Annotated in this window: 18 protein-coding genes; 9 read left to right on the top strand and 9 right to left on the bottom strand. The window is 70.3% G+C overall.

Annotated elements, in window-relative coordinates:
- Positions 1-441 precede the first annotated feature (441 nt).
- The 4 genes from OG883_RS20745 (at position 442) to OG883_RS20760 (ending at position 4,615) form a co-directional block, all read left to right on the top strand.
- Positions 442-1,368, top strand: a complete 927-nt coding sequence (locus tag OG883_RS20745) for an ABC transporter ATP-binding protein (protein WP_266543034.1) — start codon at positions 442-444, stop codon at positions 1,366-1,368.
- A 204-nt stretch (positions 1,369-1,572) separates the two neighbouring features.
- The gene (locus OG883_RS20750) at positions 1,573-2,340 is read left to right on the top strand and encodes an ABC transporter permease (protein ID WP_266543035.1); all 768 of its coding nucleotides are present in this window, start codon (positions 1,573-1,575) and stop codon (positions 2,338-2,340) included.
- Positions 2,341-2,389: 49 nt separating this feature from the next.
- Positions 2,390-3,529, top strand: coding sequence for a hypothetical protein (locus OG883_RS20755; protein WP_266543037.1), 1,140 nt, complete (start codon positions 2,390-2,392; stop codon positions 3,527-3,529).
- A 126-nt stretch (positions 3,530-3,655) separates the two neighbouring features.
- A complete protein-coding gene (locus OG883_RS20760; protein ID WP_266549263.1) occupies positions 3,656-4,615 on the top strand; it encodes a heme A synthase in 960 nt (319 codons plus the stop codon).
- Here the strand turns inward: OG883_RS20760 and OG883_RS20765 are convergent.
- The 3 genes from OG883_RS20765 to OG883_RS20775 form a co-directional block, all read right to left on the bottom strand.
- Entirely contained in the window at positions 4,601-5,689 is a 1,089-nt protein-coding gene (locus OG883_RS20765) for an amidohydrolase family protein (RefSeq protein WP_266543039.1), read from the bottom strand. The two genes, OG883_RS20760 and OG883_RS20765, sit on opposite strands and share 15 nt — an antisense overlap.
- Before the next feature lie 69 nt (positions 5,690-5,758).
- Positions 5,759-6,079 (bottom strand): hypothetical protein, encoded by a 321-nt coding sequence (locus OG883_RS20770; RefSeq protein WP_266543041.1) that lies wholly within the window; start codon positions 6,077-6,079, stop codon positions 5,759-5,761.
- Positions 6,080-6,234: 155 nt separating this feature from the next.
- Complete coding sequence (locus OG883_RS20775) at positions 6,235-7,182, bottom strand: heme o synthase (protein WP_266543043.1); 948 nt, start codon at positions 7,180-7,182, stop codon at positions 6,235-6,237.
- A 306-nt stretch (positions 7,183-7,488) separates the two neighbouring features.
- Between OG883_RS20775 and tkt the strand changes: the two genes are divergently transcribed.
- The 5 genes from tkt to pgl are packed head-to-tail and all read left to right on the top strand — an operon-like array spanning position 7,489 to position 14,134.
- Complete coding sequence (tkt, locus tag OG883_RS20780; RefSeq protein ID WP_266543044.1) at positions 7,489-9,606, top strand: transketolase; 2,118 nt, start codon at positions 7,489-7,491, stop codon at positions 9,604-9,606.
- 34 nt (positions 9,607-9,640) lie between these two features.
- On the top strand, positions 9,641-10,759 hold the full coding sequence (gene tal, locus OG883_RS20785; RefSeq protein WP_266543046.1) for a transaldolase: 1,119 nt from the start codon (positions 9,641-9,643) through the stop codon (positions 10,757-10,759).
- 5 nt (positions 10,760-10,764) lie between these two features.
- Positions 10,765-12,297, top strand: a complete 1,533-nt coding sequence (gene zwf, locus OG883_RS20790; protein WP_266543048.1) for a glucose-6-phosphate dehydrogenase — start codon at positions 10,765-10,767, stop codon at positions 12,295-12,297.
- On the top strand, positions 12,294-13,355 hold the full coding sequence (gene opcA, locus OG883_RS20795) for a glucose-6-phosphate dehydrogenase assembly protein OpcA (protein WP_266543050.1): 1,062 nt from the start codon (positions 12,294-12,296) through the stop codon (positions 13,353-13,355). The genes zwf and opcA overlap by 4 nt, the downstream gene beginning before the upstream one ends.
- Positions 13,352-14,134, top strand: a complete 783-nt coding sequence (gene pgl, locus OG883_RS20800; RefSeq protein ID WP_266543052.1) for a 6-phosphogluconolactonase — start codon at positions 13,352-13,354, stop codon at positions 14,132-14,134. The genes opcA and pgl overlap by 4 nt, the downstream gene beginning before the upstream one ends.
- A gap of 87 nt (positions 14,135-14,221) precedes the next feature.
- Here pgl and OG883_RS20805 read toward each other — a convergent pair whose 3' ends face one another.
- The 6 genes from OG883_RS20805 to tpiA all read right to left on the bottom strand — a co-directional run bounded on the left by OG883_RS20805 (position 14,222) and on the right by tpiA (position 19,835).
- On the bottom strand, positions 14,222-15,841 hold the full coding sequence (locus tag OG883_RS20805; protein WP_266543057.1) for a PH domain-containing protein: 1,620 nt from the start codon (positions 15,839-15,841) through the stop codon (positions 14,222-14,224).
- Complete coding sequence (locus OG883_RS20810; RefSeq protein WP_266543058.1) at positions 15,838-16,335, bottom strand: PH domain-containing protein; 498 nt, start codon at positions 16,333-16,335, stop codon at positions 15,838-15,840. The genes OG883_RS20805 and OG883_RS20810 overlap by 4 nt, the downstream gene beginning before the upstream one ends.
- A 4-nt stretch (positions 16,336-16,339) precedes the next feature.
- On the bottom strand, positions 16,340-17,992 hold the full coding sequence (gene pgi, locus OG883_RS20815; protein ID WP_266549266.1) for a glucose-6-phosphate isomerase: 1,653 nt from the start codon (positions 17,990-17,992) through the stop codon (positions 16,340-16,342).
- A 236-nt stretch (positions 17,993-18,228) separates the two neighbouring features.
- On the bottom strand, positions 18,229-18,564 hold the full coding sequence (locus OG883_RS20820; RefSeq protein ID WP_079110552.1) for an RNA polymerase-binding protein RbpA: 336 nt from the start codon (positions 18,562-18,564) through the stop codon (positions 18,229-18,231).
- Positions 18,565-18,700: 136 nt separating this feature from the next.
- On the bottom strand, positions 18,701-18,931 hold the full coding sequence (gene secG, locus OG883_RS20825; protein ID WP_266543062.1) for a preprotein translocase subunit SecG: 231 nt from the start codon (positions 18,929-18,931) through the stop codon (positions 18,701-18,703).
- Between the two features lie 115 nt (positions 18,932-19,046).
- Positions 19,047-19,835 carry a triose-phosphate isomerase gene (gene tpiA / locus OG883_RS20830; protein ID WP_266543064.1) on the bottom strand — a complete coding sequence of 263 codons (789 nt, stop codon included), beginning with the start codon at positions 19,833-19,835 and terminating at the stop codon, positions 19,047-19,049.
- Positions 19,836-19,841: the final 6 nt, after the last annotated feature.

Below are 19,841 nucleotides of genomic sequence, written 5' to 3' on the forward strand. Positions count from 1 at the left end.
GCAGTGGCGGCGTGAGCCACCCACGATCGTGAACGAGTTGACAGGTTCATGTGAAGAACGCCTCCGGTGTCAGTTCCGGCCATTCCTGCCACGGGCGCCACTGGCATCCCGTGGGCCCATGAGAATCAGCCACCAGCAGCCCGTCGGCGGAGCGGCGGCCCAGCACGGTGGAGGGCAGGTCCGCCGGAGAAGCCGACCGCGTGCGGGCGCGTTGTTTCCGGACACCGGCCTGCGCTCCCGGGGTGTGCACCGGCGCGCCGGAGGCGAGGGGCCGCGGCCCCCGGCCACTCCCGGGAGAGCGGCCACCTGCGCTCATCCCCCGACTCCACGGCCGCCGCATGGCGGAATCCGTACGTGTTGATCCCCTCCCGCCGGACCCGGGCACCCGCACCTCGGGCCCCGCGCCTCGGGGGCCCCGGCCCCCCGCCTAGACTTCCCGGCATGCGAAGCGAGTCCGTCGTCCAGATCCGGGGCCTGGTCAAGCGGTACGGATCCAAGACGGCCGTGGACGGCCTCGACCTCGAGGTCACCCAGGGCTCCGTGACCGCCGTTCTCGGCCCCAACGGGGCCGGGAAGACCACCACGATCGAGACCTGTGAGGGGTATCTCAGGGCCGACGCGGGCACGGTGCGCGTCCTGGGCCTCGACCCGGTCACCGACGCCGCGAAGCTCCGGCCCCGGATCGGCGTGATGCTCCAGTCCGGCGGTGTCTACTCGGGCGCCCGCGCCGACGAGATGCTCCGCCACACGGCCACGCTGCACGCCCACCCGCTGGACGTCGACGCACTGATGGAGCGCCTGGGCCTGGGCAGCTGCGGACGTACGGCCTACCGGCGGCTCTCGGGCGGTCAGCAGCAGCGGCTCGCACTGGCGATGGCCGTCGTCGGCCGCCCCGAACTGGTCTTCCTGGACGAGCCGACCGCCGGACTCGACCCGCAGGCGCGCCGCTCCACCTGGGAGCTCGTACGCGAACTCCGGGCGGACGGCGTCTCCACCGTCCTGACCACCCACTTCATGGACGAGGCCGAGGAACTCGCCGACGATCTCGCGATCATCGACGCGGGCCGGGTCATCGCATCGGGCAGCCCCGAGGAGTTGTGCCGGGGCGGCGCGGAGAACACGCTGCGCTTCACCGGCCGACCGGGGCTCGACGTCGGTTCGCTGCTCAAGGCGCTGCCGGACGGCTCGGCAGCGGCGGAGCTCACTCCGGGCGCGTACCGGATCACCGGCCGGATCGACCCGCAACTGCTGGCGACGGTCACTTCCTGGTGCGCCCAGCACGGCGTGATGCCGGACGGGATCTCGGTGGAGCGCCACACCCTCGAAGACGTATTTCTGGAGCTGACCGGCAGGGAGCTGCGCTCATGATGCGGGACGACACCGGTCTCGACCGGGGGTCCGGGGGTTGTCCCCCGGGAAGACACAGCCTGGAGCTGACCGGCAGGGAGCTGCGCTCATGATGCGGGACGACACCGGTCTCGACCGGGGGCCCGGCCCGCGGCGAAGCCGCTACGGGGCACAGCGGCCCCCGGGAGGACACGGCCTGGAGCTGACCGGCAAGGAGCTGCGCTCATGAGCGTCGGCACGTACACGCCGAAGCCCGGCGCCGCACCGCTGCACCGCATGATCGCGGCGCAGGCCGCCTTCGAGACGAAGATGCTGCTGCGCAACGGCGAGCAGCTGCTGCTCACCGTCATCATCCCGTCGCTGCTGCTGGTGCTGTTCTCCACGGTCGATGTCGTCGACACGGGTGACGGCAAGGCCGTCGACTTCCTGGCCCCGGGGGTCCTCGCTCTCGCCGTGATGTCCACCGCCTTCACCGGCCAGGCCATCGCGACCGGCTTCGAGCGGCGGTACGGAGTCCTCAAGCGGCTCGGCGCCTCGCCGATCCCCCGCTGGGCCCTGATGACCGCGAAGACGCTCTCCGTCCTGGTCACCGAAGTCCTCCAGATCGCGCTGCTGACCGTCATCGCCTTCGCGCTCGGCTGGTCCCCGCACGGCAGCCCTGTCTCCGTACTCCTGCTGCTCGTCCTCGGCACCGCCGCCTTTTCCGGCCTTGGTCTGCTGATGGCCGGCACGCTGTCGGCCGAGGCGACCCTGGCCGCCGCCAACCTGGTCTTTCTGCTGCTCCTGGTGGGCGGCGGGGTGATCGTGCCGCTGGACAGGTTCCCGGACGGCGCCCAGTCGGTGCTCGCTCTGCTGCCGATCTCGGCGCTCTCCGACGGGCTGCGCGATGTGCTCCAGCACGGCGCGGGAGTGCCCTGGGGCGATCTCGGAATCCTTGCCGTGTGGGCGGTGCTGGGACTCGGCGCGGCCGCCCGGCTCTTCCGCTGGGAGTGACCCACGCGCCAGGATGAGCCTGCCAAGATCCGTACGGTGGGAGGCCTGGATGGAGCGGACTGCCGCACTGCGTCTGGACGCGGAGTGGGCGAAGGTCAGGTCCGGCAGAGCCGGAGCCTCCCCCCGGGCACGCGAGCGGATGCTGAAGGACCTGATTGCCGCACTCGCACCGCACGCCGTGGACGATCTCACGCTCACCGCAAAGCTGAGCCTGCGGTACGGCGATCTGGCGCGGCACCACTTCGACACCGGCCGGCGCGCGGACGCGCTGTCCGCCGTCGACGAGGCGATCCGCCGTTGTGAGGAGTCGGCCAGGCATGACGAGGAGCACGCCCGCCTGTACGCCGGGGCGCTGATCAACCGGGCCGTCTATCTGGCCGAGCCGCTCAGCGACGAGCTGGGCCTGCCCCGCTATGCCTTTCACCCCGACGGCGACCAGCCGTCGCCCGACGTCCGGGAGGACGGTCTTGCCGCCCTGGCGGGCACCCGTCGGGCGATCGAGGTCTGGAAGGGCATGGACCAGTCGGATCCGCGCAACCGGGAGGGTCTCGCTCAGGCCCATGTCTTCCTGGGCGACCGGCTGGAGGAGCTGGGGCATCCGGTGGAGGCGGCGGCCTGGGCCGTACGGGCGGAGCGGGAGTTCCGCGCCCTGTGGTCCGCGCCCGATCCGCACGCAGCGGCGCATGGCGCAACCCTGGAGCATCTCGGCGACCAGCTGGAGCGCCGACTGCGGCGCTGCCCCTTCGACAGCGGGCTGACGCATCTGCGGGAGCGGGATCTGCTTCCGGCGCGGCTGCTGCCGCTCGCGGTCGTGGCGGCGCGGATCGAGGGTGTGGAGCCGGAGCCGATCGCCGCGAGGCTGCGCCTCGATGTCGCGGAGGTCCGCCGGATCCTGCGGGCGCACTCCTGGCGGGCGGTGTGGCGCTTCGACATCCGGGAGGCCGACGGGGACTGGACCCCGATGGGGTACCCGTGGCGTGGCATGGACGCGGTGGCGGACCGCAGCGCGGAGGCGGTCGCGGCCGAGCTGACGGACGCGTTCCTGCACTCGCCCGACCGGCCGCCGCCGTCGGTGCACTGGCGGATCGCCGTCTGGTGGGAGGAGGAGGACCATCTCGACGGCTCGCGCTTCCGGCGGACGCACGCGCCGCCGCAACCGGCACCGCGGGAGCACCGGACACCTTCGTGACCGTGCCTTCCGGTTCGTGACCGTGCCTCCCGGGGCACCCCGGACCCCCCTCGTGAAAACGCGCACAAACGCCCGCCTACGATAGAGCGCGTGCCCAAGCTGACCCGAGCCGACGTCGCTCAAGCCATGCGAAACCCGCTCGCCTTCATTGCCCAGCGCTGGACTCCGACTCCGCGGATCCTCCGGCGCGCCGCGCTCGCCGCCGTCGTGATGACCGTCGTCATCATCGTCACCGGCGGCGCGGTCCGGCTGACCAGCTCCGGCCTCGGCTGCGACACCTGGCCGAAGTGCACGGACGACAGCCTCTTCGCGACGCCCGCTCAGGGCATCAACGGGGCGATCGAGTTCGGCAACCGGATGCTGACGTACGTCCTGTCGGCCGCGGTCGGCTGGGCGATCATCTCGGCCCGGTCCACCAAGCCGTGGCGGCGCAATCTCACCCGGCTCGGCTGGAGTCAGTTCTGGATCGTGATGGGCAACGCCGTCGTCGGCGGCATCACGGTCTGGGCGGGCCTCAACCCGTGGACGGTGGCCGGGCACTTCCTGCTCGCCAACGCCCTGCTCACGGTCAGCGTGATCACCTGGCAGCGCGTCCGTGAGGGCGACGGCGCTCCCCGCCCGCGCGTCCCGCGCCCGGTGCGCAAGCTGTCCTGGGCGATCGTCGCCACCTCGGCGGTACTGATCGTGCTGGGCACCTCGGTGACCGGTTCGGGCAAGCACGCGGGCGACAGCAGTGACGTACCGCGCATGCCGTGGGACTGGGCGGACGCGGCGCATGTCCACGCGGTCGCCGCCTGGGTCGTCTGTGCACTGGCTGTCGCGATGTGGCTGGTGCTGCGGGTCGTGGACGCCCCCGACGACACCCGGGCGCGCGCCCGCGACCTGCTGATCGTGCTGCTCGCCCAGGGCGCCGTCGGCTACGTCCAGTACTTCACGCAGGTGCCCGAGGTCCTGGTCGGCGTCCATATGCTCGGCTCCGCCCTGATGTGGATCGCGGTGGTGCGGCTCGCGCTGAGCCTGCGCGAGCGTCCGGAGTCGAATGCCGGGATCCCGGCCCAGAGCGACCCGGCGCTAGCGCATGCCTGACAGTCCGTAGACGCGGCGGGCATTGCCCGCCGCGATCATGGTGGCGACGCGTTCCGCGTCCGTCCGCGCCCAGGCGCCGTCGCGCACCCAGCCGCCGAGCACCCGCGCCAGCGCCTCCTTGAAGATCCGGGCCCCCACCACATGCAGTTCGGGCAGCCCGTGCGCGCCGCTGGAGAAGAGCAGCTTCCCGAACGGCGCGAGCTCCAGGATTTCCGCGAGCACTGCGGCGGCCCGCGCCCCGGTGTGCACGAGCGCGGGCCCCAGATCGGCGTACACATGCGGGAAGATGCTCGCCAGATGCGCGGCGTGCCGGTGATACGGATAGCCGTGCAGCAGCACCAGATCGATGCTGTGACCCGCGGTGGCCGCGGCGAAGCCGGTGAGCAACATCGGGTCCTCGACGCCGACGTGGAGCTGCAGCGGCAGCCCCGAGGCGACGGCGATCCACAGCAGATGCCGCAGCAGTACGGGATCGGTGAGCTTGCCACCGACCTGCCGCCCGGCCAGCCAGCGGCCTGCGGCTCCGCGCACCTCGCCGGGGCCCGGCGGCTCGGGGGCGAGGGCGAGCCCGTGGCCGACGGCGGCGACGGAGGTGAAGGCGACAGCGGATCCGGCGGCCCCGTGCACGGCCTCGGCGAGGTTCGCGAGGAAGCTCTCGACGGTCCCCGAGGTGTCGGCGACCTGCTCGGCGAGGAGTTCGAGACGTACGATCTCGCGCGCCTCGGCGGCTCCCGCCGCGGCGATCTCGGGCGGTCCGGTGAGATCTCCCGGCAGCCCGGTGTCCACCAGATAGGTGGAGATCCCGCTCCCTCGCAGCAGCCGTCTGCCCGCCTCCAGCACCCCGAGCTCGCGGCGGCGGGCGAGGTAGCGGGCGGGCGGGCAGTGCGGCTCCAGGCCGAGCAGTGGCGGGCACCAGCGCCGTACCGCGAAGCCGGTCTGGGTGTCGAAGAAGGTGGTGCCCGCCGCGGGTGGCCCGGTGGTCCTGCCCAGATGCGCCTCGAAGGTGCCGAGGCCGAGTTCCGTACGCAGCACTCCGTGGCAGTACTGGTCCACGAGGGTCGGGGTGTCGATCATCCGGGCTCCCAGTCGTGAACCGTGCGTGCTTCCACAGTCCTAACGGGTGAGCCCCGTGCGAGGTGTTGCTCAGCCGTTGGACGGGCCGCCGACCTGGATGCCCGCCATCCGCGTCCACTCGTACGGACCGGTGCGGACCTTCGCCGCGAACTCGCCGTCGAACGACTCGTGGAGGGTGATCCCAGCCTTCTCGGCGGCCTGCTCGGCGATCGCGTGGGTGGGTGCGACGAGGTCGCCCCAGCCGCCGTCCTCGCCGACGAGCACGATGCGGGTGCCGATCTGGCCTATGTAGGCGAGCTGCCCCTCGGCGCCGCCGTGCGCCTTGGAGAAGGCGCCGATCTGCTTGGCGAGCTTGGCCGCCTTGCGCTCTGCCTGCTTGGTGTCTGCCATGGGCAGGATGCTACTCGCGGGTAGGGCGCTCTGGCGACGTCGGGGTCACGTGGTGTGGGCCACTGGGGCACCCGCCCCGGACCGTCCCTCCTACGCCCAGCGGGCGTGGGTGCCCCAGCCCTAGCTCGCCGACGCCGCCGGAGGGCCGGAATCCGCTACCGCAGGAAGGGGTCCACCGCGACTGCCACGAAGAGCAGCGACACATAGGTGATCGACCAGTGGAAGAGCCGCATCTCCTTGAGCTTGGCGCCCGTCGCACCGCCCTTGGCCCGGTTCTGCAGGGAGTGCGCCTCCCAGAGCCACCAACCGCCCGTCGCCAGCGCCACCGCGGTGTAGAACCAGCCGGTGTAGCCGAGCGGTGTCAGCAGCAGCGAGACCGCGACCATCACCCAGCTGTAGAGGACGATCTGGCGGGCCACCACCCTGTTGGAGGCGACGACGGGGAGCATCGGCACGCCCACGCGCGCGTAGTCCTCCTTCACCTTCATCGACAGCGGCCAGTAGTGCGGCGGCGTCCAGAAGAAGATGACCAGGAAGAGGATGACCGCCGCCCACGACATCGAGTTGGTGGCGGCGGACCAGCCGATCAGGACCGGCATACAGCCGGCGATGCCGCCCCAGACGATGTTCTGCGACGTACGGCGCTTCAGCAGCATCGTGTACACGATGACGTAGAAGAGCAGCGCCCCGAGTGACAGCGCCGCGGACAGCCAGTTGACGAGCAGGCCGAACCAGAGCGTGGAGACCACGGCGAGGATGAGACCGAAGACCAGGCCCTCCCGTGGCGACACCATTCCGGTGACCAGGGGGCGCTGCGACGTACGGTCCATCAGGGCGTCGATGTCGCGGTCGATGTACATGTTCAGCGCATTGGCTCCACCGGCGGAGAGGTACCCGCCGATGCACGTCGTGAGCACGAGCCAGAGGTCGGGAACACCTTGCGCGGCCAGGAACATCACCGGAACGGTGGTGATCAGCAGCAGCTCGATGATCCGCGGCTTGGTCAGCGCCACGAATGCCTTGACGCGGGCCCCGAACGGCCGATGGCCCCCCGGGCTGGGAGTCAAGACGACCCCTGCGGGTCGGGACTCGACGGCCGTCACGCACACCCCTGACAGAGAAAATCCCAGCAAGCTCCCGGAGTGAAGGCCCGGTAAAGACTTGCGCGTACCACGCCACTCTAGACGTTGCCCAGACGCCGTTCTTCGCGGGGGTGGGCTCGTGTTGAGCAGTGGCGGCAGGGCGTGCGTATACACCGCCGACAGGCGAAGACCACGCGGTGGCGGCACCCTGGCAGTAGCTGATCAACCGCTCGAAAGGATGCGCGTTGTCGCGGGGGTAGGCTCGACAACGCCCGGTGCGCCCACAGTCACCGGGATTCGACATGTGGAGAGGAGCCCTGACTCAGGGTGAGCACCAAGCCGACCACCACAGACTTCGAGTGGACCGAGTTGGACCAGCGGGCAGTCGATACCGTCCGCGTCCTGGCCATGGATTCCGTACAGAAGGTCGGCAACGGCCATCCGGGTACGGCAATGAGCCTGGCCCCTGCCGCGTATGTGCTGTTCCAGAAGCTGATGCGGCACGACCCCGCCGATCCGGACTGGACCGGTCGCGACCGGTTCGTCCTTTCTGCGGGCCACTCGTCGCTGACCCTCTACATCCAGCTCTACCTGGCCGGGTACGGCCTGGAGCTCGACGACCTGAAGGCGTTCAGGACCTGGGGTTCGAAAACCCCGGGCCACCCGGAGTACGGGCACACGTCGGGCGTCGAGACGACGACCGGGCCGCTCGGCCAGGGTGTCGCCAACGCCGTGGGCATGGCCATGGCCTCCCGCTACGAGCGCGGCTTGTTCGACCCGGACGCCGCTCCGGGCACCTCGCCGTTCGACCACACCATCTGGGCCATCGCCGGTGACGGCTGCCTCCAGGAGGGCATCTCCGCGGAGGCGTCCTCGCTGGCCGGGCACCAGAAGCTGGGCAACCTGGTGCTGCTGTGGGACGACAACCACATCTCCATCGAGGGCGACACGGAGACGGCCGTCTCCGAGGACACACTCAAGCGGTACGAGGCGTACGGCTGGCACGTCCAGCGCGTCGAGCAGCTGCCCAGTGGCGACCTCGACCCGGCCGGCCTGTACCAGGCCCTGAAGGCGGCGCAGGCCGAGACGGAGCGCCCCTCCTTCATCGCGGCCCGCTCGATCATCGCCTGGCCCGCCCCGCACGCGCAGAACACCGAGGCCGCGCACGGCTCGGCGCTCGGCGACGAGGAGGTCGCGGCCACCAAGCGTGTTCTGGGCTTCGACCCGGAGAAGAGCTTCGAGGTCTCCGACGAGGTCCTCGGGCACACCCGTGAGGCGCTCGACCGCGGCCGCGAGGCCAAGGGCGAGTGGGAGAAGACGTTCGCCGCATGGCGCACCGCCGACCCGGAGCGCGCCGCGGAGTTCGACCGGATCCGCTCGGGCGAGCTGCCCGCGGGCTGGGAGGAGAAGCTCCCGGAGTTCGAGACCGGCAAGGGCGTTGCCACCCGCGCCGCTTCCGGCAAGATCCTGCAGGCGCTGGGCGCGGTCATTCCCGAGCTGTGGGGCGGCTCCGCCGACCTGGCGGGCTCGAACAACACGACGATCGACAAGACGTCGTCGTTCCTGCCCGAGGGCAACCCGCTGCCGGGCGCGGACAAGTACGGGCGCACGATCCACTTCGGTATCCGCGAGCACGCCATGGCCGCGACCATGAACGGCATCGCGCTGCACGGCAACACCCGTATCTACGGCGGCACCTTCCTGGTGTTCTCCGACTACATGCGCAACGCCGTGCGGCTTTCGGCGCTGATGCACCTGCCGGTGACGTACGTGTGGACGCACGACTCGATCGGTCTCGGCGAGGACGGCCCGACCCACCAGCCGGTGGAGCACCTGGCCTCGCTGCGTGCGATCCCGGGCCTGAACATCGTCCGGCCGGCCGACGCGAACGAGACCGCCATCGCCTGGCGCGAGATCCTCAAGCGCTACACCAAGGAGTTCGGCAAGGGTGCCCCGCACGGCCTGGCGCTGACCCGCCAGGGTGTGCCGACGTACGAGGCCAACGAGGATGCGGCCAAGGGTGGTTACGTCCTGTTCGACGCCGAGGGGCCCGAAGGGCAGACCGCGGCGCCGCAGGTCGTCCTCATCGGCACCGGCTCCGAGGTCCAGCTGGCCGTGGGGGCGCGCGAGCAGCTCCAGGCCGCGGGCGTCCCGACCCGGGTGGTCTCGATGCCGTCGGTGGAATGGTTCGAGGAGCAGGACCAGGCGTACAGGGACAGCGTGCTGCCGCCGTCCGTCAAGGCGCGCGTGGCTGTCGAGGCCGGTATCGGTCTGACCTGGCACCGCTTCGTCGGCGACGCCGGACGCATCGTTTCGCTGGAGCACTTCGGCGCTTCGGCCGACGGCAAGGTCCTCTTCGGCGAGTTCGGCTTCACTGCCGAGAACGTGGCCGCCGCCGCCCGGGACTCGCTTGAATCCGTTAGTGAGCTGGAAGCCGGGCGCTGACGCCGGTATACGACTAGTAGGAGATGCAATTCTCATGACAGACGCACTCAAGCGCCTCTCCGACGAAGGCGTCGCGATCTGGCTGGACGACCTGTCCCGCAAGCGGATCACGTCCGGCAACCTCGCCGAACTGATCGACCAGCAGCACGTCGTGGGCGTCACCACCAACCCCTCGATCTTCCAGAAGGCCATCAGCAGCGGTGACGGTTACGAGCAGCAGCTCGCCGACCTCGCCGTGCGCAAGGTGACCGTCGAGGAAGCCGTACGCATGATCACGACGGCGGACGTCCGTGACGCCGCCGACATCCTGCGGCCGGTCTTCGACGCCACCGGCGGCCAGGACGGCCGGGTCTCCATCGAGGTCGACCCGCGGCTGGCCCACAAGACGGCGGCCACGGTCGCCGAGGCCAAGCAGCTCGCCTGGCTGGTGGACCGCCCCAACACGCTCATCAAGATCCCGGCGACGAAGGCCGGCCTGCCGGCGATCACCGAGGTCATCGGCAAGGGCATCAGCGTCAATGTCACGCTGATCTTCTCGCTGGAGCGCTACCGCGAGGTCATGGACGCCTACCTGGCCGGCCTGGAGAAGGCGAAGGCCGCCGGCCTGGACCTCTCCAAGATCCAGTCCGTGGCGTCCTTCTTCGTGTCCCGTGTGGACACCGAGATCGACAAGCGGCTCGACGCCCTGGGCACCCCGGAGGCCAAGGAGGCCCGCGGCAAGGCGGCCCTGGCCAACGCCCGCCTCGCGTACGAGGCGTACGAAGAGGTCTTCAGCAGCGACCGCTGGGCCGCGCTCGACAAGGCGCAGGCCAACAAGCAGCGCCCGCTGTGGGCCTCGACCGGCGTCAAGGACCCGGCGTACAAGGACACGCTGTACGTCGACGACCTGGTCGCCCCGGGCACGGTGAACACCATGCCGGAAGCCACCCTCGATGCCACCGCCGACCACGGCCGGATCACCGGCGACACGGTGCGCGGCACGTACGAGCAGGCCCGCGCCGACCTCGACGCCATCGAGAAGCTCGGGATCTCCTACGACGATGTCGTGCAGCTGCTCGAGGACGAAGGCGTCGAGAAGTTCGCGACGTCCTGGAACGACCTGCTCAACTCGACCGAGGCCGAGCTCAAGCGCCTCGCTCCTTCGAAGGGCTGACCAACTTGTCCGGTCTTAGCGGAGCCAACCCGCTTCGTGACCCCGCAGACCGACGGCTCCCGCGTATCGCGGGGCCGTCGGGCCTGGTCATCTTCGGCGTCACGGGCGATTTGTCACGTAAGAAGCTGATGCCAGCTGTCTATGACCTGGCCAACCGCGGACTACTGCCGCCGGGCTTCTCACTCATCGGCTTCGCCCGCCGCGAGTGGCAGGACGAGGACTTCGCGCAGGAGGTCCACGACGCCGTCAAGGCCCACGCCCGTACGCCGTTCCGCGAGGAGGTCTGGCAGCAGCTCATCCAGGGGATGCGCTTCGTCCCGGGCACCTTCGACGACGACGACGCCTTCGAGCAGCTGAAGTCGACCATCGAGGACCTCGACAAGAAGCAGGGCACCGGCGGCAACTTCGCCTTCTATCTCTCCGTGCCGCCGAAGTTCTTCCCCAAGGTCGTCCAGCAGCTCAAGAAGCACGGGCTCGCCGACCAGAAGGAGGGCTCCTGGCGCCGCGCGGTCATCGAGAAGCCGTTCGGCCACGACCTGGTCTCCGCCAAGGAGCTCAACCAGGTGGTGCACGAGGTCTTCCCGTCCAACGAGGTCTTCCGGATCGACCACTACCTCGGCAAGGAGACCGTCCAGAACATTCTGGCGCTGCGCTTCGCCAACACCCTCTTCGAGCCGATCTGGAACCGGTCGTACGTCGACCACGTCCAGATCACCATGGCCGAGGACATCGGCATCGGCGGCCGCGCCGGCTACTACGACGGTATCGGCGCCGCCCGTGACGTCATCCAGAACCACCTGCTCCAGCTGCTCGCGCTGACCGCGATGGAGGAGCCCGCCTCCTTCGACGCGGACGCGCTCGCGGCCGAGAAGACAAAGGTGCTGGGCGCGGTGAAGCTGCCCAAGGACCTGTCCAGGAGCACGGTGCGCGGACAGTACGCGACCGGCTGGCAGGGCGGCGAGAAGGCCGTCGGCTATCTCCAGGAAGACGGCATCGACCCCAAGTCGAAGACCGACACCTATGCCGCGATCAAGCTGGAGATCGACAACCGCCGCTGGGCGGGTGTCCCCTTCTATCTCCGTACGGGCAAGCGGCTCGGCCGCCGCGTCACGGAGATCGCGGTGATCTTCCAGCGCGCCCCGCACTCCCCCTTCGACCACACGGCCACGGAGGAGCTGGGCCAGAACGCCCTGGTCATCCGCGTCCAGCCGGACGAGGGCGTGACCATGCGGTTCGGCTCGAAGGTGCCCGGCACCTCGATGGAGGTGCGGGACGTCTCGATGGACTTCGCCTACGGCGAGTCCTTCACCGAGTCCAGCCCCGAGGCGTACGAGCGCCTCATCCTCGATGTCCTGCTCGGCGACTCCAACCTCTTCCCGCGTGTGGAGGAGGTCGAGCTCTCCTGGAAGATCCTCGACCCGATCGAGAAGTTCTGGGACAAGCACGGCAAGCCGCCGCAGTACCAGGCCGGCACCTGGGGTCCGGCCGAGGCGGACGAAATGCTCGCACGAGACGGACGGAGCTGGCGTCGGCCATGAAGATCGACCTTACGGACACCACGGCCAGCAAGATCAACAAGGCGTTGGTGCAGGGACGCCGCGCCGTCGGCACGCCGGCCGTCGGCATGGTCCTCACCCTTGTCATCGTCACCGACGAGGAGAACGCCTACGACGCGCTGAAGGCGGCCAACGAGGCGTCCCGCGAGCACCCCTCGCGAAAGCTCGTCGTCATCAAGCGGGTCTCGCGTTCGCCGCGCGACCGGGCGAAGCCACGCCTGGACGCCGAGGTGCGGGTGGGCGCTGACGCGGGCACCGGCGAAACGGTCGTCCTGCGGCTGTACGGCGAGGTCATCAACCACGCCCAGTCGGTGGTGCTGCCGCTCCTGCTGCCCGACGCGCCGGTGGTCGCCTGGTGGCCGGTGAACGCGCCGAGCGACCCGACGAACGACCCGCTCGGCTCGCTGGCCCAGCGACGGGTGACGGACACGTACGCCGCCGAGCAGCCCGTGCACGAGCTGGCGGCGCGCTCGGAGGCCTACACCCCCGGCGACACCGACCTGTCCTGGACCCGCATCACTCCCTGGCGCTCGATGCTCGCGGCCGCTCTGGACCAGGTGACCTGCGAGGTCACCTCGGTGGAGGTGGAGGGCGAGGAGTTCAACCCGAGCTGCGAGCTGCTCGCGATGTGGCTGGCCGACCGGCTGAACGTGCCGGTGAAGCGGTCGCTGTCCTCCGGTCCCGGCCTGACGGCCGTACGGATGGAGACCAGCTCCGGTCCGATCGTGCTGGACCGGGCGGACGGCTCGCTGGCGACGCTGTCCATCCAGGGGCAGCCCGACCGGGCGGTCGCGCTCAAGCGGCGTGAGACGGCCGAGCTGATCGCGGAGGAGCTGCGGCGGCTGGACCCGGACGACACCTATGCGTCGGCGCTGCGGTTCGGCGTGGACCGGCTGGGTGACGGTGCGGGGAAGGACACGTCCGAGGAGTCGGGGTCCACGTCCGGGTCCCCGTCGGGCTCTCGGTCGGGCTCCGCGTCCGACGCCAAGTCCGCCGCCGCGAAGAAGGCCGCCCCGGCCAAGAAGGCGGCGGCCAAGTGAGTGCTCCGCAACTCGTCGTCCACCGCGACAAGGAGCTGATGGCACAGGCCGCGGCGGCCCGGCTGATCACGAGGATCGTGGACGCCCAGTCCTCGCGCGGCTCCGCCTCGGTGGTCCTGACGGGCGGCCGCAACGGCAACGCCCTGCTGGCCGCCCTCGGGACGTCACCGGCCCGGGACGCGATCGACTGGACGCGTCTCGACCTGTGGTGGGGCGACGAGCGGTTCCTGCCGGAGGGCGACCCGGAACGCAATGTCACGCAGGCCCGCGAGGCCCTGCTGGACAGCGTGCCGGTGGATCCCGCCCGGGTGCACGCGATGCCGGCGTCGGACGGTGAGTACGGCAAGGACGCGGACGCGGCGGCTGCCGCGTACGCCGCCGAGCTCGCCGCCTCGGCGGGCCACGAGAACCACGGCCCGGTGCCGACGTTCGACGTCCTGATGCTGGGCGTCGGCCCCGACACGCATGTCGCCTCGCTCTTCCCGGAGCTCCCGGCAGTCCGCGAGAAGGACCGCACCGTGGTCGGCGTCCACGGCGCGCCGAAGCCGCCGCCGACCCGTATCTCGCTCACGCTCCCGGCGATCCGGGCGGCACGCGAGGTGTGGCTGCTGGCGGCGGGCGAGGACAAGGCGAAGGCGGCGAAGATCGCGCTCTCCGGCGCGGGGGAGATCCAGGCTCCGGCGGCGGGAGCGTACGGCCGCAGCCGGACGCTGTGGCTGCTGGACGCGGCGGCGGCGTCACAGCTGCCGCGTGAGCTCTATCCGCCGGCGTCGGCCTGACCCGACAGTTGTGCGCCGCGGCCCGGTCGCCCAGTGGGGCGGACCGGGCCGCGGCGTCTGCGGGCGTGCCCGAGTGGCCCGATGCGGTCATACGGGGATCGTCGCGCCGTCCCCGACGAGATCGCCTCCCGACGTGCCGTCGCCCCGGACGAGGAACGGCTCCAGCACGCCCGGTACCGCCTCCGCCGCGAACGTCAGGCCCTCCCCCTCCGCCGCGTCGTACACGTCGTACGCCCCCGCACCCGCGGCCGTCGTCGCCCTCAGCGTGATCAGGCCCGAGCGGCGCTGGAAGCAGGACTGCTTCACCGTCCAGCCGATCACCCCGCCCCGCTGCAGCGCGACCGTCGCCCGGCGGACCGTGCCCGAGCGGGCGACCAGATAGGCGCCGCTGATGCCGTGGCCCAGGCTGCGGTACGCGTCGAGTGCGAGGATCACCCCGACCGGCAGGCCCACGGCCGCACAGGCCGCCGCGATGTACAGCAGGACGGGCGTGAACAGGGCACCCAGGACCGCCGGCACGGCCACCAGGAGCAGCACGGCCGTCACCGCCCACCGCAGTCGGCGGGTACGCGCGGCCGGTGGATGGGCGGTCAGACGGGCCGTGCTCGTCGGGGCCGCGGGCTCACGCAGGACCTGCGCGGCCACCTCCTCCGCGACCGCCCGCGGGGCAGGTGGCAGCAGCACCTTCAGGTCGGCCTGCCGGCCCCCCTCCTCCTCGGTGAGCCCCGTGGCCACCGCGTCCACCCGGGCCGCGCCGAACAGCCGTACGCCCAGCGGCTCGACCATCTCGACTCCGCGCAGGCGCCGTTCCTCTATGGAGATCGAGCGCGTGGTGAACAGGCCCCGCCGCACCCGCAGCGTCCCGCCGGGCTCTCGCTCCAGTCGGTAGTTCCACCACATCTCGATCCAGAGGCCGAGCGCACCGACGACGCCCGCGACCCCTGCCGCGACGACCAGCACCACGATCATCAGGACGACCGGGGTGTCCTGGAAGCGGTCTCCCACCCATTCGATGACCCGGCCCTGCGCGCCGAACCACTCACTGACCTGCATCACGGCCCCGGCCGCCGCGCCGCCCAGCAGCGGGGCGACGAAGGAGACCGGCGCGTACCGGATCCAGGACGGGTCCAGCGCGGCGAGCACGCCCTCCTGGTGCGTCCCGCCGGGAGCGGTCGCGGCCCGGGCCAGCAGCTCCGTACGCAGCCGCTCGCCCTCCGCCTTGGTCACGGCGTCGAGCTCCAGCGTGGACGCCCCGCCGCCGGTGTGCTCGCCCGTGCCGATCCGCACCTTCACCAGGCCGAGGACCCGCAGCAGCGGGCTGGCCGTCAGATCGACACTGCGAATGCGCTCACGGGCCAGCGAACGGCGCCGGACCAGCAGCAGTCCGGTGTGGAGTTCGGCGCGTTCGGGACCTATGCGGTAGCGGGTCCTGCTCCAGCGCACATAGTCCCCGCCCGCGATCGCCGCGACCACCGGGACGGCCCCGGCCAGCACCCAGCCGAGCGCCTGCCACAGCGGCATGCCGCCCGCGAGCCCGATGGCGGTGGGCAGCCCGGCGCCCGCCGCCACTCCCGCCATGACGACGGCGGTGACGAGTACGGTGCGCCTGTCGAGCCGCCGCCACTCCGCCGCCTCCGCCGCTACCTCCACCTCCACCCCGGACACTGACGCGCCCGGAGAGACGGACTCCGACTCGGCCGAGCTCATGTCGCGTCCCCGGGCGTGGCCTGCGTGATCCGGGTCAGCCGCTCGGCGAGCTCCGCGGCAAGCTCGTGATCGAGCCCCTCGATCTTGATCGCGCCCTTGGAGGAGGCCGTGGTGACAACGACCGTGGCCAGCCGGAATCCCTGCTCCAGCGGCCCGCGCATCGTGTCCACCGTCTGGATCCGGGACATGGGCGCGATCCGCCACTCCTGCCAGAACGCACCCGAGCGGACGTAGACCGCTTCGTCCGTGACCTCCCAGCGGTGCACCGTGAACCACCACATCGGGAGGAGGAGGGTGCAGGCGAGGCCCAGCACCGCCAGCACCGCCGCGGGCACCAGCAACCACAGCCGCGCCGGCTCGATGAGCAGGCCCAGTACGGCGAGCACGGCCACCGGAACCGCGGCCGTCAGCAGCAACTGCACCCGCCACCAGCCGAGCACCCGCTTGTTCAGCGTGTTGTTCGGCGGCCTCAGCCTTGCCCCCTCCTCCGCCATCGGCTCAGCGACCCCGCAGCGTCCGGTACCTGGCGGCGAGTGTGGACGTCGAGCTGTCCAGCTGATCGCCGCCCTCGCCCCGGGTCAGCACCGGCTCGATCTTCTTCGCGAGGACCTTGCCGAGCTCGACGCCCCACTGGTCGAAGGAGTCGATGTTCCAGATGGCGCCCTGGACGAACACCTTGTGCTCGTACAGCGCGATCAACTGGCCCAGCACCGACGGCGTGAGCTCCTCCGCCAGGATCGTCGTCGTCGGGTGGTTGCCCCGGAACGTCTTGTGCGCCACGAGCTTCTCGGGCACGCCCTCTGCCCGCACTTCCTCCGGCGTCTTGCCGAAGGCGAGCGCCTGCGTCTGCGCGAAGAAGTTGGCCATCAGCAGATCGTGCTGGGCAACCAGACCGGCCGGCAGGTCCTCGACCGGCTTGGCGAAGCCGACGAAGTCCGCCGGGATGACCTTGGTGCCCTGGTGGATCAACTGGTAGTACGCGTGCTGCCCGTTGGTACCGGGCGTGCCCCAGACCACCGGACCGGTCTGCCAGTCCACCGGGTTGCCGTCGCGGTCCACGGACTTGCCGTTGGATTCCATGTCGAGCTGCTGGAGGTAGGCGGTGAACTTGCTCAGATAGTGGGAGTACGGCAGCACCGCATGCGACTGCGCGTCGAAGAACCCGCCGTACCAGACGCCCAGCAGGCCGAGCAGCAGAGGCGCGTTGGCCTCCGGCGGAGCGGTACGGAAGTGCTCGTCGACCAGATGGAAGCCGGCGAGCATGTCGCGGAAGCGGTCCGGGCCGATCGCGATCATCAGGGAGAGGCCGACGGCGGAGTCGTACGAATACCGCCCGCCGACCCAGTCCCAGAACTCGAACATGTTCGCCGTGTCGATGCCGAAGTCGGCGACCTTCTCGGCGTTCGTCGACAGTGCCACGAAGTGCTTGGCGACGGCGTCCTGGCCGGCCCGCAGCCCGGTGAGCAGCCAGTCGCGGGCGGAGGTGGCGTTGGTGATGGTCTCGATGGTGGTGAAGGTCTTGGAGGCGATGACGAAGAGCGTCTCGGCCGGGTCCAAGTCCCGTACGGCCTCGTGCAGATCGGCCCCGTCGACGTTCGACACGAAACGGAACGTCAGATCGCGCGCGGTGTAGGAGCGCAGTGCCTCGTACGCCATCGCGGGTCCCAGATCGGAGCCGCCGATACCGATGTTCACCACGTTCTTGATGGGCTTGCCGGTGTGGCCGGTCCACTCCCCCGACCTGATGCGGTCGGAGAAGGCGCTCATCTTGTCGAGCACCGCGTGCACCGCCGGCACCACGTTCTCGCCGTCCACCTCGATCACGGCGTCCCGCGGGGCGCGCAGCGCCGTGTGCAGAACAGCGCGGTCCTCGGTGGTGTTGATCTTCTCGCCGCGGAACATCGCGTCCCGCAGCCCGGCAACGTCGGTGGCCGCGGCGAGCTCGCGCAGCAGCGTCAGGGTCTCGTCGGTCACCAGATGCTTGGAGTAGTCGAGGTACAGGTCGCCGACCCGGAGGGTGTACCCGGTGCCGCGCGCCGTATCGGCTGCGAACAGCTCCCGCAGATGCGTGTGTGCCAGCTGCTCACGGTGCTTGCCGAGAGCAGTCCATTCGGGCAACTGATTGAGCCTGGTACGGCCTTCTGCGTTCATCTCGGACATCAGCCCACTTCTTCTCGTACCTGCCTGCATGCCCCGCTGCAGATCCAAACCTAATTGATCAGCCCGGTCGGCGACGCAACGGCAGGGACGAAAGGCGCGGCCGCCAGCAGGATGGCGCAGCCCTCCCGCGGTCTCCCGGCGCAGGGCGCTGCCGGGCGGGGTGCCGATGGCAGTCGATGAAAAAAGTCCGGTCGGTCACCCTCAGGTGTCCGGCCGGACCACAGCGTCTAGATCTCGCCCCGCAGTTTGGCAAGCGCTTCGGCGAGGATCGCCTCGCCGTCCGCGTCGCTGCGCCGCTCGCGTACGTACGCAAGATGCGTCTTGTACGGCTCGGTGCGCGGCGGATCCGGCGGGCTGTCCCGGTCCTGACCGGCGGGGAACCCACAGCGCGGGCAGTCCCACGTGTCCGGGACCTGTGCGTCACTGGCGAAGCTCGGCTGCGTCTCGTGCCCGTTGGAGCACCAGAAGGAGATGCGCAGGCGCGGCGCGGACTCGCCCCGCTCAGCCTCGCCCATCGGCCCCGCTCCGACCCGGCTTCCCCGGATCGCGTTGCCACTTGCCACGGTCGTAACTCCCTGCGTGATGGTGCTGCACAGCGTCTCACAGCGGCTGCGCCGCGAGTGCCCCAGTCTACGTAAGGCCCAACGCTCGTCCAGTGATTGGAGTTACCCCCCACCTCGGAACGGGGAAGGCTGCAGGTCAGCTGTCCAGCTTCATCAGCAGACCCAGTACGACAATGCACGCGAACCACAGCAGACCGATAACTACCGTGATGCGGTCGAGGTTGCGCTCGGCGACGGAAGAGCCACCGACCGAGGACTGCATACCGCCACCGAACATGTCGGAGAGGCCGCCGCCCTTCCCCTTGTGCATCAGCACCAGCAGCATCATCAGCAGGCTGAAGACGATCAGGGCAATCGAGAACCCCATAATCACGGCTGGACCAACTTCCTCGGACTGATACGGACGACGGGGGCCGGGCGGCATGTTCCATCATGCTCACTCGGCCCCCGCAAGGGTACGACGGATCCGCGCTACCGCATACTTACTGGTCGCGGAACCGGACGATCTTGACGAACCCTTCGGCGTCCAGCGCCGCGCCACCCACCAGCGCACCGTCCACATCGGGCTGCGCCATGATCGCGGCGACATTCCCGGACTTCACCGAGCCGCCGTACTGGATGCGGACCTTGTCGGCCAGCTCCTGGGAGTACAGCTCGGCGAGCCGTCCGCGGATCGCGCCGCAGACCTCCTGCGCGTCCTCGGGCGTGGCGACTTCACCGGTGCCGATGGCCCACACCGGCTCGTACGCGATCACGATGGACTCGGCCTGCTCGGCCGGGATGTCCTTGAGTCCGCCGTCGAGCTGCGCCAGCGTGTACTCGACCTGATTGCCGGCCTTGCGGACGTCCAGGCCCTCGCCGATGCAGAGGATCGGGGTCAGGCCGTGCCGGTAGGCCGCCTTCACCTTGGCGTTGCAGAGCTCGTCCGTCTCGGCGTGGTACTGCCGGCGCTCGGAGTGGCCCACGGTGACGTAGGTGCACTTCAGCTTGGACAGCATCGGGCCCGAGATCTCACCGGTGTACGCACCGGAGTCGTGCGCCGAGAGGTCCTGGGCGCCGTACTTGATCTTGAGCTTGTCACCGTCGACCAGGGTCTGCACGGACCGCAGGTCGGTGAAGGGCGGCAGAACGGCGACCTCGACGGCGTCGTAGTCCTTGTCCGCCAGGGCGAAGGAGAGCTTCTGGACGTGCGCGATGGCCTCGAGGTGGTTGAGGTTCATCTTCCAGTTGCCCGCCATGAGCGGGAAACGGCCCTTGGCAATATCAGTCATCAGGGG

Origin of the sequence: Streptomyces sp. NBC_01142 (assembly GCF_026341125.1) — a bacterium.
Classification (GTDB): Bacteria; Actinomycetota; Actinomycetes; order Streptomycetales; family Streptomycetaceae; genus Streptomyces.